The 15,653-nt window shown below is 63.1% G+C and carries 13 protein-coding genes; 6 read left to right on the top strand and 7 right to left on the bottom strand.

Going from position 1 to position 15,653, the window contains the following annotated elements; translation table 11 throughout:
- The first annotated feature begins 154 nt into the window (after positions 1–154).
- From leuS to holA, 3 genes are read left to right on the top strand one after another with little or no spacing between them, the layout of a single operon-like run.
- Complete coding sequence (gene leuS / locus ACPPVR_RS01060) at positions 155–2,803, top strand: leucine--tRNA ligase (RefSeq protein WP_426612462.1); 2,649 nt, start codon at positions 155–157, stop codon at positions 2,801–2,803.
- Positions 2,790–3,341 (top strand): LPS assembly lipoprotein LptE, encoded by a 552-nt coding sequence (locus tag ACPPVR_RS01055; RefSeq protein ID WP_426612461.1) that lies wholly within the window; start codon positions 2,790–2,792, stop codon positions 3,339–3,341. The genes leuS and ACPPVR_RS01055 overlap by 14 nt, the downstream gene beginning before the upstream one ends.
- Before the next feature lie 29 nt (positions 3,342–3,370).
- The gene (holA, locus tag ACPPVR_RS01050) at positions 3,371–4,399 is read left to right on the top strand and encodes a DNA polymerase III subunit delta (protein ID WP_426612460.1); all 1,029 of its coding nucleotides are present in this window, start codon (positions 3,371–3,373) and stop codon (positions 4,397–4,399) included.
- Between the two features lie 44 nt (positions 4,400–4,443).
- Here the strand turns inward: holA and ACPPVR_RS01045 are convergent, their stop codons facing one another.
- From ACPPVR_RS01045 to hemJ, 7 genes are all read right to left on the bottom strand, one after another.
- Entirely contained in the window at positions 4,444–5,328 is an 885-nt protein-coding gene (locus tag ACPPVR_RS01045; protein WP_426612459.1) for a ParB/RepB/Spo0J family partition protein, read from the bottom strand.
- A gap of 156 nt (positions 5,329–5,484) precedes the next feature.
- The gene (locus ACPPVR_RS01040; RefSeq protein WP_426612458.1) at positions 5,485–6,339 is read right to left on the bottom strand and encodes a ParA family protein; all 855 of its coding nucleotides are present in this window, start codon (positions 6,337–6,339) and stop codon (positions 5,485–5,487) included.
- Between the two features lie 29 nt (positions 6,340–6,368).
- Entirely contained in the window at positions 6,369–7,010 is a 642-nt protein-coding gene (gene rsmG / locus ACPPVR_RS01035; protein WP_426616298.1) for a 16S rRNA (guanine(527)-N(7))-methyltransferase RsmG, read from the bottom strand.
- A gap of 138 nt (positions 7,011–7,148) precedes the next feature.
- Positions 7,149–9,029, bottom strand: a complete 1,881-nt coding sequence (mnmG, locus tag ACPPVR_RS01030; RefSeq protein WP_426612457.1) for a tRNA uridine-5-carboxymethylaminomethyl(34) synthesis enzyme MnmG — start codon at positions 9,027–9,029, stop codon at positions 7,149–7,151.
- Positions 9,030–9,500: 471 nt separating this feature from the next.
- On the bottom strand, positions 9,501–10,832 hold the full coding sequence (gene mnmE / locus ACPPVR_RS01025) for a tRNA uridine-5-carboxymethylaminomethyl(34) synthesis GTPase MnmE (protein WP_426612456.1): 1,332 nt from the start codon (positions 10,830–10,832) through the stop codon (positions 9,501–9,503).
- Positions 10,833–11,143: 311 nt separating this feature from the next.
- Entirely contained in the window at positions 11,144–12,409 is a 1,266-nt protein-coding gene (gene rho, locus ACPPVR_RS01020; RefSeq protein WP_247448236.1) for a transcription termination factor Rho, read from the bottom strand.
- A 247-nt stretch (positions 12,410–12,656) separates the two neighbouring features.
- Positions 12,657–13,091: a protoporphyrinogen oxidase HemJ gene (gene hemJ / locus ACPPVR_RS01015; RefSeq protein WP_426612455.1), complete on the bottom strand. Its 435-nt coding sequence runs from the start codon at positions 13,089–13,091 to the stop codon at positions 12,657–12,659.
- A gap of 459 nt (positions 13,092–13,550) precedes the next feature.
- Here hemJ and ACPPVR_RS01010 point away from each other — a divergent pair, with 459 nt between their 5' ends.
- The 3 genes from ACPPVR_RS01010 to coaE are packed head-to-tail and all read left to right on the top strand — an operon-like array spanning position 13,551 to position 15,630.
- Positions 13,551–14,390, top strand: coding sequence for a pyruvate, water dikinase regulatory protein (locus ACPPVR_RS01010; protein ID WP_426612454.1), 840 nt, complete (start codon positions 13,551–13,553; stop codon positions 14,388–14,390).
- Between the two features lie 9 nt (positions 14,391–14,399).
- On the top strand, positions 14,400–15,008 hold the full coding sequence (locus tag ACPPVR_RS01005) for a Maf family protein (RefSeq protein ID WP_426612453.1): 609 nt from the start codon (positions 14,400–14,402) through the stop codon (positions 15,006–15,008).
- A 22-nt stretch (positions 15,009–15,030) separates the two neighbouring features.
- Positions 15,031–15,630 (top strand): dephospho-CoA kinase, encoded by a 600-nt coding sequence (gene coaE / locus ACPPVR_RS01000; protein ID WP_426612452.1) that lies wholly within the window; start codon positions 15,031–15,033, stop codon positions 15,628–15,630.
- The last annotated feature ends 23 nt before the right edge of the window (positions 15,631–15,653 follow it).

Here is a 15,653-nt window from a genome sequence, read left to right as displayed (position 1 = left end):
CATCGACCCCTTAATCGCACCCCAATAGCGGCCTCAGTAGTTATGCGGAGGCCCGCAGACCCGCCCCTACGGCAACCCATTGACCCCTTGAGGACTTCTATGGCCTAGTCCGGCCTCTTTAGACGGCCCGAACTCACGAAACCCCAACGATTCCATGACCTCCGAACGCTACAACGCCCGCGACGCCGAACCGCGTTGGCAACGCCAATGGGATGAACAGGCGATCTTCGTCTCCAAGAACGACGATTCGCGGCCGAAATACTATGTGCTGGAGATGTTCCCGTATCCGTCCGGGCGCATCCATATCGGCCATGTCCGCAATTACACGCTCGGCGACGTGCTGGCCCGCTTCATGCGCGCCAAGGGGTTCAACGTGCTGCACCCGATGGGCTGGGACGCCTTCGGCCTGCCGGCCGAGAACGCCGCCATCGAGCGCAAGGTCGCGCCGAAAGCCTGGACCTACGACAACATCGCGGCGATGAAGAAGCAGCTCCGCTCGATCGGGCTGTCGCTGGACTGGTCGCGCGAATTCGCGACCTGCGACCCCAGCTACTACAAGCATCAGCAGAAGATGTTCCTGGACATGCTCCGCGCGGGGCTGGCCGAGCGTGAGAAGCGCAAGCTCAACTGGGATCCGGTCGACATGACCGTGCTCGCCAACGAGCAGGTGATCGACGGCCGCGGCTGGCGCTCGGGCGCCGTTGTCGAACAACGGGAAATGAGCCAGTGGGTCTTCAAGATCACGAAGTACTCGCAGGAGCTGTTGGACGCGCTCGACGGGCTGGACCGCTGGCCCGACAAGGTACGGCTGATGCAGCGCAACTGGATCGGCCGCTCCGAGGGGCTCCTGGTTCGCTTCGCGCTGGATCAGGCGACGACGCCCGCCGGCGAGAGCGAGCTGAAGATCTTTACGACGCGTCCCGACACCCTGTTCGGCGCAAAGTTCATGGCGATCTCGTCGGATCATCCGCTGGCTCAAGCTGCGGCCGCGAAGAACCCGAAGCTTGCGGAGTTCATCGCCGACATCAAGAAGATCGGCACTGCGCAGGAGATCATCGACACCGCGGAGAAGCAGGGTTTTGACACCGGCATTCGCGCGGTCCACCCGTTCGATCCCAGCTGGAAGCTGCCGGTCTATGTCGCCAACTTCGTGCTGATGGAGTACGGCACCGGCGCGATCTTCGGCTGCCCGGGCCATGACCAGCGCGACCTGGATTTCGTCAACAAATACAGCCTCGGCGTCACGCCGGTGGTGTGTCCCGAGGGTCAGGATCCGAAGACCTTTGTCATCACCGACACCGCCTATGACGGTGACGGCCGCATGATCAACTCCCGCTTCCTCGACGGCATGACCATCGAGCAGGCCAAGGAAGAGGTCGCAAAACGCCTGGAAAACGAGCTGCGCGGCAATGCGCCCGTTGGCGAGCGCCAGGTCAATTTCCGCCTGCGCGACTGGGGCATTTCGCGGCAGCGCTATTGGGGCTGCCCGATTCCCGTCATCCACTGCCCCAAATGCGACGTCGTGCCGGTGCCGGATGCCGACCTGCCGGTGACGCTGCCGGACGACGCCACGTTCGATAAGCCGGGCAACGCGCTCGACCATCATCCGACCTGGAAGCACGTGACCTGCCCGCAATGCGGTGGCAAGGCTCAGCGTGAAACCGACACCATGGACACCTTCGTGGATTCGTCCTGGTATTTTGCGCGCTTCACCGATCCCTGGAACGAGAACGCGCCGACCACGCCCGCGGTCGCCAACCGGATGATGCCGGTCGACCAGTATATCGGCGGCGTCGAGCACGCGATCCTGCATCTGCTCTACAGCCGCTTCTTCGTGCGCGCGATGAAGGCGACCGGCCATCTCGCGATGGACGAGCCGTTCGCCGGCATGTTCACGCAGGGCATGGTGGTGCACGAGACCTATCAGAAGGGCGACGGCACCTATGTGCAGCCGGTCGAGGTCAAGATCGACACCGGCGCCAATGGCCGCCGCGCGACGCTGCTCACGACCGGCGAAGACATCCAGATCGGCGCGATCGAGAAGATGTCGAAGTCGAAGAAGAACACCGTCGACCCCGACGACATCATCGAGACCTACGGCGCCGACGTCGCGCGCTGGTTCATGCTGTCCGATTCCCCGCCCGACCGCGACGTGATCTGGAGCGACGAGCGCGTCCAGGGCGCCTCGCGCTTCGTACAGCGACTGTGGCGGCTGGTGAACGACGCCCAGGAACTTTGCAATGAACTCGGCCGGGGCGCGCCGGCGGCGCGGCCGGCTTCATTCGGCGCGGATGCGACCGCCTTGCGCAAGGCGGCCCATGGCGCGCTGGACAAGGTCACCACGGGCATCGAGCGCCTGCACTTCAACGTCTGCCTCGCTCATATCCGGGAATTCGCCAATTCGTTCTCGGAGGCGCTCCAGCGCCCCGGTCAGCCCGCCCCCGACCTGGCTCCAGATTTGGCTTGGGCGATCCGGGAGGCCAGCCAGATCCTGGTCCAGCTGTTCTCCCCGATGATGCCGCATCTGGCCGAGGAGTGCTGGCAGCTGCTGGGCCATGAGGAGCTGGTTTCCGAGGCCAATTGGCCCAAAATCGAACGTGATTTGCTGGTTGAAGACAGCGTGACCCTGGTGGTCCAGGTCAACGGCAAGAAGCGGGGCGAGGTCACGGTTGCAACAGCGGCCCAGAATCCGGAAATCGAGGCTGCCGCTTTGGCCCTCGATGCTGTAAAACTGGCCCTGGACGGCAAGCCCGTCCGCAAGGTGATCATCGTCCCCAAGAGGATCGTGAATGTTGTCGGCTAGGTTCCGCATCGCAGCCCGCTTGCTGGCGGTCGCCGCATTGGCGGCGCTGACGGCCGGTTGCTTCCAGCCGATGTATGCCGAGCATACTGACGGCACCCCCGGCCTGCGCGAAAAGCTGATGGGGGTGGACCTCCCGCCGATCAACAAGCCGAACGCCTCCCGCGAGGCTCGGGTCGGCGTGGAAGTCCGCAACGCCCTCGCCTTCAAGCTTTACGGCACGGCCACGGGCATGCCGCCGACCCATCGCCTGGAGATCCGCTTCAACTCCAGCAAGTCGTCCCTGATCGTCGATCCCAATACCGGCCTGCCGAACAGCGAAAACTATGGCATCGACTGCCAGTACAATCTGATCGAGGTTGTGACCGGCAAATCGGTGATGACCGGCACCACGTTCTCACGCGTGTCCTATGATATGCCCGGCTCCTATCAGCGCTTCGCTCGCAACCGCGCGGTGCGCGACGCCGAGGATCGGGCCGCCAACGAGATCGCCGAGAATATCAACACCCGGCTCGCCGCGTTTTTCACCGCAGGCACTTAAGCTTGCCTCTTGGCATGACGATCTAGGTCATGGTCGCGCTGCGCGGAAAAGAGATCGACGCATTCCTCGCCCGCCCCGATGCGGGCCGCCCGATCATCCTGCTCTATGGCCCCGATGCCGGCCTCGTGCGTGAACGCGCTGACGCGCTGATCGCCTCCGCCGTCGACGATCCCAACGATCCCTTCTCGCTGGTCAAGCTCGATGGCGACGAGCTGTCGGCCGAGCCGTCGCGCCTGGTCGACGAAGCCATGACCGTGCCGCTGTTCGGCGGACGGCGCGCCATCCGCATCCGCGCCGGCTCGCGCAGCTTCGCCAGCGGCGTCGACACGCTGGCGGAGATGGGCGTGAAGGATTGTCGCATCGTGATCGAGGCCGGCGAGCTCCGTGCCGAGTCGCCGCTGCGCAAGGCCTGCGAGCGTGCCAAGACGGCTGTGGCGATCGGCTGCTATCCCGACACCGAGCGCGATCTGGCCAAGCTGATGGAGGACGAGCTCCGTATCGCGAATTTACGCATCGCGCAGGACGCCCGCGCTGCGCTGATGTCCTTGCTCGGCGGCGACCGCCAGGCCTCGCGCAACGAGCTGCGCAAGCTCACGCTCTACGCCCACGGCAAGGGCGAGATCACGCTGGATGACGTGATGGCCGTCGTCGCCGATGCATCCGAGCTGAAGCTCGATCCGATCGTCGACGGCGCCTTCGCCGGCCGGCCCGATATCGTCGAGACCGAATTCGCAAAAGCCATGATCGCCGGTACCTATCCCGGCGTGATCATCTCGGCGGCGCAGCGCCAGGCTGCGTGGCTGCATAAATCCGCGCTCGCGATCGCCGACGGCACGCCGGCCTCCGCCGTGCTCGACGGCGGATATCCGCGCTTACATTTTTCACGAAAGCCCGCGGTGGAAATTGCGCTGCGCAATTTCAGCGTGGCGCGGCTTGCAGGAATCATCGAGCAGCTCGCGACCGCTGCGCTCGACACCCGCAAGCAATCCACCCTCGCTGCCGCCATCGCCCAGCGCACACTGATGGCGATCGCCGCGAATGCGAAGCGGCGGGGCTAGGCCCCCGCCCTCTTCGCGGCTCCTCAGGTGAGGGGGAGAGATCGTTAAGTCGCGCCCTTCGCCAGCCGCTTCATCACCTCGTCGAGCTGATCGAGGTTGCGGTAGCTGATCTGAACGGAGCCGCCGGGATCGCGGTGGCTGACGGTGACCTTGAGGCCGAGCGCATCGCTGACGCGCTTCTCCAGATCGACCGTGTCGGGGTCCTTCTCCTTGGTCCCCGCGCGCGCCTTCTGCGGCTTGCGCTCCGGCACGCCCTCTTCATGCGCGAGCGCTTCGGCCTGACGGACGTTGAGGCCCTCCTCGACGATGCGCTTGGCAGAAGCGAGCGGATCGGGCACGCCGATCAGCGCACGGGCGTGACCGGCCGTCAGTTGGCCGTTTGCGATGAAGGCCTGCACCTCGGCCGGCAGCTTGGTCAGCCGCATCATGTTGGCGATGTGGCTTCGGCTCTTGCCGACGACCTTTGCGATGTCGTCCTGGCTACGTTTGAACTCGTTGGCGAGCGCGTGATAGCCAAGCGCCTCTTCCATCGGGTTGAGATCTTCGCGCTGCACGTTCTCGACGATCGCGAATTCCAGCGCATCGCTGTCGCTGATATCGACCGGCACGATCGGCACTTCATGCAGACCGGCCATTTGCGAGGCTCGCCAGCGCCGTTCGCCGGCGATGATCTCAAAGCGATCCTGCGTGCCCTTCACCGGACGTACCACGATCGGCTGGATTACGCCGTGCTGCTTGATCGAGTCAGAGAGCTCCTTCAGCTCCGTTTCCGAAAAGGTGCGGCGCGGATTGCGCGGATTGGCCTTGATGAATTCGATCGGCACCTTGCGCTGCGCGCGCGGACGATCGACGTGCTGTGCCTCGCCGCCGACGTCACCGATCAGACTCGCAAGACCCCGGCCCAGTCGCGAACGCGCTTCGTCGGCCATCGCCAGCTCCCTTGGATTCACGGTGCAACACTCCAGAACTAAATTTCGAAATCGTAGGGTGGGTTAGCGCAGCGTAACCCACCATTGATTTGTTCGAGCCGGCAGACGCGGTGGGTTACGCCTACGGCTAACCCACCCTACGGACCTACGGCAGCTTCAATGCGTCGTGCGCAGCTCGCGCTCGCGCTGGATCACTTCGGTGGCGAGCCGCAGATAAGCTTCGCTGCCGACGCATTTGAGATCATAGACCAGGACCGGCTTGCCATAGGACGGCGCTTCCGAGATGCGCACGTTGCGCGGGATCATGGTCTTGTAGACCTTCTCGCCCATGAACTGCCGGACGTCGGCGACGACCTGATTCGAGAGGTTGTTGCGCGAGTCGAACATGGTCAGCACGATGCCGTGGATCGACAGGTTCGGATTGAGCGTCGAGCGCACCTGCTCCACCGTCTGAAGCAGCTGCGACAGACCTTCGAGCGCGAAGAATTCGCATTGCAGCGGCACCAGGATCGCGTCCGACGCGGCCATCGCATTCACCGTCAGCAAATTGAGCGACGGCGGGCAGTCGATCAGCACGTAGGTGTAGTCGGCATCCGGCGAGACGTTGTTGTTGAGCGAGGCGATGGCATCGCGCAGCTTGAAAGCGCGGCCGGGCGTGGTGCCGAGCTCGAGCTCGAGGCCGGAGAGATCCATGGTCGAGGGCGCGATGTGCAGCCGCGGCACCGCAGTCGACACCACCGCTTCGCGCAAACTCGCTTCGCCGATCAGCACGTCGTAGGTCGAGCAGGAGCGGTTGCGGCGATCGATGCCGAGGCCGGTCGAGGCGTTGCCCTGCGGATCGAGATCGACGATCAGGACCCGCTCTCCAATCGCTGCGAGTGCCGTGCCGAGGTTGATCGCTGTGGTTGTCTTGCCCACACCGCCCTTCTGATTCGCCAGCGCCAGGATACGCGGGTGGCCCTGCGGCACCGCGGCGGTCTGCTCTTGCTGCGTTTCGTCAATCACGGTCATCGCAAATCCCCACTCAAGCCCTGAACGTGTCAGCCGCGCCGTTCGACGGTATCAAGCTCCACGATCCAGCCGTCACCCGTCCGGCTTTGGTGGAGCCGCGGCTGAATATTCCAATATTTAGCGGCTTCGGTCAATTCAGCCTCTATATCTTGACCCTTGAGAAACAGCGCCTTTGCGCCCTGGCGCATCAGCGGCTCCGCAAAGCCGATGAGTTGGTGTAGCGGAGCCAATGCACGTGCGGAGACGCAATCGACCGGGCCGGTGATTCTATCCACATTATCCCCGATCTCAGCGAGATGTACGACTCCCGGAGATGAGGTGACGCGGACAGCTTCGCGCAGGAAGGCGGCCTTCTTGGTGATTCGCTCGACGAGATGAACGCTGGCACCCGGCGTTCCGACCATGGCGCAGGCCAAGACGACGCCGGGAAAACCGCCGCCGCTGCCGAGGTCGGCCCAACGCTTTGCGGATGGCGCGAGATCCACGAGCTGGAGCGAGTCGGCGATGTGGCGAGTCCAGAGCTGCGGCAGTGTCGAGGGCGCGACCAGGTTGGTCTTGGCCTGCCACTCCCGCAGCAGCGCGATGTAGCGATCGAGCCTATCTTCGGTTTCACGTGAAACGGGAGCGAGCTTGAGCGCAGCGGCCTTGTCGGCGGCGATGACAGAATCCAGCGATCTATCGTTCGCGCTGGCCTTATCGATCTTCGGACTGATCGGGGCCGCTCCGGATTGATTGCGGGCGCGCTCGCCCGCCTCAGATCGCGATGAAGGTTTGCCGCCTGCCGGCCCGCGTTGTTTCACGTGAAACGCCTATGCGATTGCTTTTGAAGACATCCGCGCCTCACGGCGCAGATAGGCCGCGAGGATACCCAGCGCCGCCGGTGTCATGCCGTCGATCCGACCCGCCTGGCCAACGGTGAACGGCCGCGCCTTCTCCAGCTTGGCCCGCACTTCGTTGGAGAGACCCGGGACCAGCTTGTAGTCGACATCCGACAACACCATCCCCTCGTCACGCCGGAAGGCTTCGACGTCGGCGCTCTGGCGCTTGAGATAGACATCGTATTTGGCGTCGATCTCGAGATGGGTCGCGATGACGGGATCGATGGTGGCCAGCTCCGGCCAGATGCTGCGGACCTGGCTCCAGCCGATGTCGGGATAGGCCATCAGCTCGAAGGCCGAGCGGCGCTGGCCATCCCGATTGAGGGACAAGCTGTGCTTGATCGCCTCATTGGGCGTGATCGTCAGAGACTTCGAGAGCGTCCGAGCCGCATTGAGGGCATCCATCTTGGCGCGATGGTGCTTGGTCCGGGCCTCGCCGACGCACCCCAAGGCAATGCCCTTCTCGGTCAGGCGCTGATCGGCATTGTCCGCCCGCAGCGTCAGCCGGTATTCGGCGCGCGAGGTGAACATCCGATAGGGCTCGCTGATCCCTCGGGTGACGAGGTCGTCGATCATGACGCCGAGATAGCCATCTGCCCTGTCGAACACGGTCAGAGCCGCCCCACTCGCAGCCAGCGCCGCATTCAGCCCAGCGACGATGCCCTGACCGGCCGCTTCCTCATAGCCGGTGGTGCCGTTGATCTGCCCGGCCAGGAACAGACCGCGCAGGCGCTTGGTCTGGAGGGTCGGATCGAGCTCGCGGGGATCGATATGGTCGTATTCGATGGCATAGCCCGGGCGGACCATCTTGACCCGCTCCAGGCCGGGAATGGTGGCGAGGATCGCGAGCTGGACGTCTTCTGGCAGCGAGGTGGAGATGCCGTTGGGATAGACAGTCGTATCGTCGAGCCCTTCCGGCTCCAGGAAGATCTGGTGGCCGTCACGGTCGCCGAAGCGGACGATCTTGTCCTCGATCGAGGGGCAATAGCGCGGACCGGAGCTCTTGATCTGGCCGGAGTACATCGGGGAGCGATGGACATTGGCCCGGATCACCTCATGGGTGGCGGACGTGGTCCGGGTGATCCCGCACTGGATCTGCGGGGTCGTGATCCGCTCCGTCATCACTGAAAACGGCTCGGGAGGCTCGTCGCCCGGCTGCATTTCGACCGCGGACCAGTCGATCGTAGAGCCGTCGAGGCGCGGCGGGGTGCCGGTCTTCAACCGGCCGAGCGTGAAGCCGGCGCGCTCGAAGGAGCTCGAAAGGCCTATCGCCGGGGCCTCGCCGATCCGCCCAGCCGGCCAGTTCTTCTCCCCGAGATGGATCAGGCCGCGCAAAAAGGTGCCGGTGGTGACGACGACAGCCCCTGCACCGAACTCCCGGCCATCGGCTAGACGCAGACCGATCACCCGGCTGTCGTCCACGATCAGCTCGTCGGCCTCGCCTTCGATAACGGAAAGACCGTCAGTCTCCTGGACCGCCACCTGCATCGCGGCGGCATAGAGCTTCCGGTCGGCCTGGGCCCGCGGGCCGCGCACAGCGGGGCCCTTGCGCCGGTTGAGGACCCGGAACTGGATGCCGCCGGCATCAGCCACCCGACCCATCAATCCATCGAGGGCATCGACCTCGCGCACCAGATGGCCCTTGCCGAGACCCCCGATAGCGGGATTGCAGGACATCGCGCCAATAGTCGAGAAACGATGGGTCACAAGCGCGGTCACCGCGCCTATCCGGGCGGACGCAGCCGCGGCCTCACAGCCGGCGTGGCCGCCGCCAATCACGATGACGTCGAAACTCTCTCGCTCTGTACGCATGCGCGGACTTCTATCTCAGAGTGGAAAAAGCCGGAAGTGGAAACTCGGAGAGACGGTTGTTTCACGTGAAACAGAGGCCCAGAGCCCCTCAAGCATTTTCACGAAAACAACCCCATGCACAGTAGAAGGCGCCTTGGAATCCCTGATGTTTCACGTGAAACGAAGACCGGTCTCTACGAGAGAACGGCATGGGCGTTCAGGTCGCTGCCTGGGCGCGATGGCACGACGATCCTAAGAACGAGGGCTGCGCCATGATCCGTCATTGTGAGCGCAGCGAAGCAATCCAGAATCTCTCCGCGGAGCCCCTCTGGATTGCTTCGTCGCTGGGGCTCCTCGCAATGACGAGACTGCGGCGTAGACCTCGCGCAGAAGCGTGCCCGCCGGCGCGTCTAGCTCAAATCGACGGCAGCCTGTTTCACGTGAAACAGCAAACAGTGGGACAAGCACTAGTTCTAGAATGAAGAACTAGCGCTACTTTCCCACGCAGAATTTTTGGAAAATGGCCCCAAGGACGTCCTCGACGTCGACCCGGCCCAGCAGCCGGCCCAGAGCATAAGCGGCGGCGCGCAGTTCCTCGGCGGCCAGCTCCTCGCCCTCTTCTACAAGTTCCAGACTCCGGCGCAAGCTGTCAGACGCATGGCGCAACAGATCTCGTTGGCGTGCCCGGGTCACCAGGGCGCCCTCGCTGGTTCCAAAGAACTCCGCCGCGAATTCGACCAGCGAATTGATCAGCTCCGGCAGCCCGTCGCCCCGCCGCGCCGAAATGGCGAAGGACCTGTCCGCGCCCGCGGCGACGACCGAGACGCTCGCCTCGAGGTCGATCTTGTTACGGACCGTCCAGACCGGCACCGTCCCGGGCACCCGCTCCTCGATCGTCACATCCGGCCCCGTCAGCCACAGCACGAGGTCCGCATCCGCGGCGCGTGCCCTGGCCCGGCGCACACCCTCCTGCTCGACCGGATCCTCGGTCTCGCGAATGCCGGCCGTGTCGATCACCGTGACCGGGTAGCCGTCGAGATCGAGCTGCACCTCGATCACGTCGCGCGTGGTGCCGGCATGCGGCGAGACGATAGCGACTTCGCGGCGCGCAAGCTGATTGATCAGCGTCGACTTGCCGACATTCGGGGGACCTGCAATCGCGACCACCAGGCCATCGCGCAGACGTTCAGCTTGTCCCTGTGCCGCAAGGACTTTTGCGATTTCGTCATGCAGCGCCTTGATCGCCTTCACCGCCGGCGCCCTCAGCTCGGCGGGCACATCGCCCTCGTCCGAAAAATCGATGCCGGCCTCGATCAGCGCCGACGCCTCGATGATGCGCTCGCGCCAGTCGCGGGCGCGATTGCCGAGCAAGCCCTGTAACTGGCGCAGCGCCTGCCGGCGCTGGCGATCGGTGTCGGCGTGGATGAGGTCGTCCAGGCCTTCGGCTTCCGTGAGGTCCAACTTGCCGTTCTCGAAAGCCCGCCGCGTAAACTCGCCGGGCTCGGCGGCGCGGGTATTCGGAATTATAGAAATATTAGCCAGAATCGCCGAGAGCACCGCGCGGCCGCCATGGACGTGGAATTCGGCAATGTCTTCGCCGGTCGCACTGGCCGGGCCCGGAAACCAGAGCACGACCGCATCATCAATCGGCTGGCCGGTCCCGTCCCGGAGCAGCCGGCGGCTGGCCTGCCGCGGCGTCGGCAGCTTGCCCGCGAGCGTCGTCAGGGCCGAACCGGCCTGTGGCCCGGAGACCCGCACCACGGCGATCGCGCTCGGTGGGCGGCCGGACGACAGCGCAAAGATGGTCTGGTCTCGCGGATGCATGGCCTATTTGTCCGGCCGGCGGTGAAAAGGCAAACATCCGTTTTGGCGGGGAAGCGACGTTGGTTTTGCTGCACGAAATCGCGCAGCAAAAAGGTTATTGCAGTGCAATATATCACCGGTGTTTGCTGCGAAGATTGCTTCGCGCCAGCGAGAAGACCCAGCCGACGTCAAGGATTATTTATAAATATCAAAGCCTTAAAAGAAAACCGGATCTGGCGGTAACACCGCCATGCTGCGCATCCACCGCAGCAAAGCCGCACAAAAGAAAAAGGGCGCCCGAAGGCGCCCTCTGATCTCATATTGCACCGCACTCAGGTATTCATCGAGTCGAAGAATTCCGAATTGCTCTTGGTCGAACGCAGCTTGTCGAGCAGGAAGTCGATTCCGTCCATCGTCCCCATCGGGTTCAGGATGCGGCGGAGCACGTACATCTTTTTCAGGACCAGCGGATCGGTGATGAGCTCCTCCTTGCGGGTGCCGGAGCGCGAGATGTCGATCGCCGGGAAGGTCCGCTTGTCCGAGACCTTGCGATCCAGGATCAGTTCGGAGTTACCGGTGCCCTTGAACTCTTCGAAGATCACTTCGTCCATGCGGCTGCCGGTATCGACCAGCGCGGTCGCGATGATGGTCAGCGAGCCGCCCTCCTCGATGTTACGGGCGGCACCGAAGAATCGCTTCGGGCGTTGCAGCGCGTTGGCGTCGACACCGCCGGTCAGCACCTTGCCGGATGACGGCACCACGGTGTTGTAGGCGCGACCCAGACGCGTGATCGAATCGAGCAGGATCACGACGTCGCGGCCGTGTTCGACCAGGCGTTTTGCTTTTTCGATCACCATCTCGGCGACCTGGACGTGACGTACCGCCGGTTCGTCGAAGGTCGACGACACGACCTCGCCCTTCACCGAGCGCTGCATGTCCGTGACTTCTTCCGGACGTTCGTCGATCAGCAGGACGATCAGATAGCACTCGGGGTGATTGTGCGCGATCGAATGCGCGATGTTCTGCATCAGCACGGTCTTGCCCGTGCGCGGCGGCGCGACGATCAGTGCGCGCTGGCCCTTGCCGATCGGCGCGACAATGTCGATCACCCTTGCAGAAAGGTCTTTTCGCGTCGGATCGTCGATTTCCATGCGGAAACGCTGGTTCGGAAACAGCGGCGTGAGGTTGTCGAAATTGACCTTGTGCTTGGCCTTTTCCGGGTCCTCGAAATTGAGCGTGTTGACCTTCAGCAGCGCGAAATAGCGTTCGCCTTCCTTCGGGCTGCGAATGTGGCCTTCGATGGTGTCGCCGGTGCGCAGGCCGAAACGGCGGATCTGCGACGGCGAAACGTAGATGTCGTCCGGGCCGGGCAGATAATTGGCGTCCGGCGAGCGCAGGAAGCCGAAGCCATCGGAGAGTACCTCGACGACGCCCTCGCCAACGATGTCGGTTTCAGCAATCGCCAGCTGCTTGAGGATGGCAAACAACAGCTCCTGCTTGCGCATGGTGCTGGCATTCTCGACCCCATTCTCTTCCGCGAACGAGACAAGCTCGGCCGGCGTCTTCGACTTGAGGTCCTGGAGTTTAATTTCCCGCATTGGGGTGGTCCTGTGGGGTAACTTTGGGAGGGGGTGCGAGGAGGCTCTGAAATGCGGACGCGAGAAGCTAAGGTCCGCAGGTCTGGCAAGGAGAGCGCCGGTGAGGCTTCAAACCTGATGCGGTGTCCGGCCTCTGAAAAGCTCAGACACAACCACATCCGCCTGCGTTGGGTGGGATATCGCTAATATAGAAAATCGCGTCCCACTCCGCAAGCCGAAGCGCTGAGCGATCGTTCACGATCGTTGCCTAGAACGGCTTCACGATCACCATGATCACGATGAGAATCATCAGGACAGTCGGCACCTCATTGATAATCCGATAGAATTTCTGGCTCCGCGGGCGCCGGTCGGCCGCGAAGTCCTTTATCCAGCGCGAAAAAAAGCCGTGGACCGCGGACATTGCCAGGACCAGTGCCAGTTTTACATGCAGCCAGCCGAAGCTGAACCAATGGCCGGACCAGGCGAGGTAGAGCCCGGCGAGCCAGGTGACCATCATGGCGGGATTGATGATCGCCTTGAGCAGCCGGCGTTCCATGACCTTGAACGTTTCAGACTGCTTCGAACCGATTTCGGCCTCGCAGTGATAGACGAACAACCGCGGCAGATAGAGCATGCCCGCCATCCACGAGATCACGGCGATCACGTGCAGCGCCTTGATCCAGAGATAGACGTCTTCAAACATTTACGGCGTCCGAATTTGCGACCGGCCCTCCGGTGGCTGGGGATAGTAAGATCTCGTTAAGGTATTCCAGCGCACACTTATCCCTCTGGACCATCCTTCTCAAAATAGAATCTTAGATTCTTAAGGTTTGAGTCTATGTGACGGTGGATTTGACTCACACAATGCCGTCCGCCACTTCACGCGCGCTTGTTCACATCCATCAACATATCCCCCAGGGTTCCCGCCCGACCGAATAAGTCGCCCAGGCTCAAAGGCTTGCGCGGTTCTATCCGCAGTCTATCAAGGGGCTTGTCCGCGCAATCCCGCTTCCGCCTCGCGAGGGGTGCCGGAGTTGTTCCGACGGGCAGTGCTGTGAACAAAATTGGCAGTTGTCCCGCCCCTGGTGTCGCGCAACCCTTTCCGAGGGGTTAAGGTCCACAGAAATCCACAAACCACACCGCCTTCATACAAAGAGCTTTTGTGCCGACTTCGAACAATTATTTCCATCTGCACCTCGTCTCCGACTCCACCGGTGAGACGCTGATCACGGTCGCGCGCGCCGTTGCGGCCCAGTACGCGAACGTGACGCCGGTCGAGCATGTCTATCCGCTGGTGCGCAGCCAGAAGCAGCTCGATCGCGTGCTCGACGAGATCGAGGAAGCGCCGGGCATCGTGCTGTTCACGCTGCTGGAGAAGGACCTGGTCTCCAGGCTCGAGGACAAGTGCAAGAACATCAATGTTCCGAGCTTGTCGATCATCGGTCCGGTGATGCAGTTGTTCGAAGCCTATCTCGGGGCTGCGACGACTGGCCGCGTCGGCGCTCAGCACGTTCTCAACGCGGAATATTTCAAACGTATCGACGCGCTGAACTACACGATGATCCATGACGACGGTCAGCATGTCGAAGGTCTCGAGGATGCCGACGTGGTCCTGGTCGGCGTAAGCCGCACCTCGAAGACGCCAACGTCGATCTATCTCGCCAACCGCGGCATTCGCACCGCCAACGTGCCGCTGGTGCCGGGCATTCCGGTGCCGGCGCAATTGGAAACGCTGAAGCGGCCGCTGGTCGTGAGCCTGCATGCGACGCCGGAACGCCTGATCCAGGTCCGTCAGAACCGCCTGCTCTCCATGGGAGCCGACACCAGCGGCGATACCTATATCGACAGGCAGGCCGTCGCCGAGGAGGTCGCGTTCGCGCGCAAGCTGAGCGCCAAACATGACTGGCCGCTGCTCGACGTCACACGGCGCTCGATCGAGGAAACCGCGGCTGCAATCATGAAGCTCTACAGTGATAGGCAGCGCAACCGGCCCTCGGAATAAGTTCTGGCGATGTCTCTCTGGCGCAGCAAATCTCGTTTGATTTTGGCGTCGCAAAGCAGCGCGCGCAAAATGCTGCTGGCCAATGCCGGGCTCGAATTCAGGGCGATCACGGCCCAGATCGACGAGCGCGGCATTCAGGCCGCTTCAAAGTTGTCGAACCCGCGCGAGATCGCGCTGCTGCTGGCGCGCGAAAAGGCCAAGGCGGTCTCGGCCCATCATCCGGGAGACTACGTGATCGGTGCGGACCAGACGCTGGCGCTTGGCGATCGTCTCTTCAACAAGCCCGCCGGCCGTGCTCAGGCTCTGGCGCAACTGCGCGATCTCGCCGGCAACAGTCACGAACTGAATTCGGCGGTGGCGGTGGCGCATGACGGCAAGATTGTTTTCGAGGATGTCTCGGTTGCCCGCATGACCATGCGGCAGATGAGCGAGGCAGAACTAGAGGCCTATCTCGATGCCGCCGGCGATGCCGTAACAACCAGCGTCGGCGCCTATCAGCTCGAAAGCCTGGGCATCCATCTGTTCGAGCGCATCGAAGGTGATCATTTCACCATTCTCGGCTTGCCGCTATTACCACTGCTTGCGTTCCTGCGGCGCGAGCAGCTAGTTGCGGTGTGACTGACAGGATGGCTGGGCGCTGATGCGGATTCTTGGACTGACCGGCTCGATCGGGATGGGCAAATCCACCACCGCGAAATTGTTCGCGGAGGCCGGCGTGCCCGTCTACGACGCCGATGCCGCGGTCCATCAGCTCTATGAGGGCGAAGCGGCGCCCGCGATCGAGGCCGCCTTCCCCGGCACCACGGTGGGCGGCAAGGTCGATCGACCAAAGCTGTCCTCGCGCGTGGTGCACGATCCGGCTGCGATCAAGCAGCTCGAGCAGATCGTTCATCCGATGCTGGGTGCCTCCAGGAAAAAGTTCTTTGCCGACGCAGAGGCTGCAAATGCGCCCGTCGTCGTGCTCGATATTCCGTTGCTGTTTGAGACCGGCGGCGAGAAGCGTGTCGACGCTGTGGTCGTGGTGTCGACCTCGCCGGAACTTCAGCGCGAGCGTGTGCTGGCGCGGGGCACCATGGACGAGACCAAGCTCGACGCCATCATCGCCAAACAGACGCCCGACGGCGAGAAGCGCAAGCGGGCCGATTTCGTGGTGGATACCTCACACGGACTTGAGCCCGTGCGTGCGCAAATCACGCACATCCTCGCCGAGGTCGTTAAGATGCCGCAGCGGCGAACCTGATTCGCCGTCTCACCCGGCCTTCT

It is taken from the genome of Bradyrhizobium sp. McL0616 (assembly GCF_049993385.1).
In the GTDB taxonomy this organism is placed as follows: domain Bacteria; phylum Pseudomonadota; class Alphaproteobacteria; order Rhizobiales; family Xanthobacteraceae; genus Bradyrhizobium.
This window is presented reverse-complemented; position numbering and strand designations above follow the sequence as displayed.

What these genes read in the sequence shown, in the direction of transcription:
- leuS (WP_426612462.1), top strand. Translation starts at nt 155, where the DNA reads ATGACCTCCGAACGCTACAACGCCCGCGACGCCGAACCGCGTTGGCAA.
- ACPPVR_RS01055 (WP_426612461.1), top strand. Translation starts at nt 2,790, where the DNA reads ATGTTGTCGGCTAGGTTCCGCATCGCAGCCCGCTTGCTGGCGGTCGCC.
- holA (WP_426612460.1), top strand. Translation starts at nt 3,371, where the DNA reads ATGGTCGCGCTGCGCGGAAAAGAGATCGACGCATTCCTCGCCCGCCCC.
- ACPPVR_RS01045 (WP_426612459.1), bottom strand. Translation starts at nt 5,328, where the DNA reads ATGGCCGACGAAGCGCGTTCGCGACTGGGCCGGGGTCTTGCGAGTCTG.
- ACPPVR_RS01040 (WP_426612458.1), bottom strand. Translation starts at nt 6,339, where the DNA reads ATGACCGTGATTGACGAAACGCAGCAAGAGCAGACCGCCGCGGTGCCG.
- mnmG (WP_426612457.1), bottom strand. Translation starts at nt 9,029, where the DNA reads ATGCGTACAGAGCGAGAGAGTTTCGACGTCATCGTGATTGGCGGCGGC.
- mnmE (WP_426612456.1), bottom strand. Translation starts at nt 10,832, where the DNA reads ATGCATCCGCGAGACCAGACCATCTTTGCGCTGTCGTCCGGCCGCCCA.
- rho (WP_247448236.1), bottom strand. Translation starts at nt 12,409, where the DNA reads ATGCGGGAAATTAAACTCCAGGACCTCAAGTCGAAGACGCCGGCCGAG.
- hemJ (WP_426612455.1), bottom strand. Translation starts at nt 13,091, where the DNA reads ATGTTTGAAGACGTCTATCTCTGGATCAAGGCGCTGCACGTGATCGCC.
- ACPPVR_RS01005 (WP_426612453.1), top strand. Translation starts at nt 14,400, where the DNA reads ATGTCTCTCTGGCGCAGCAAATCTCGTTTGATTTTGGCGTCGCAAAGC.
- coaE (WP_426612452.1), top strand. Translation starts at nt 15,031, where the DNA reads ATGCGGATTCTTGGACTGACCGGCTCGATCGGGATGGGCAAATCCACC.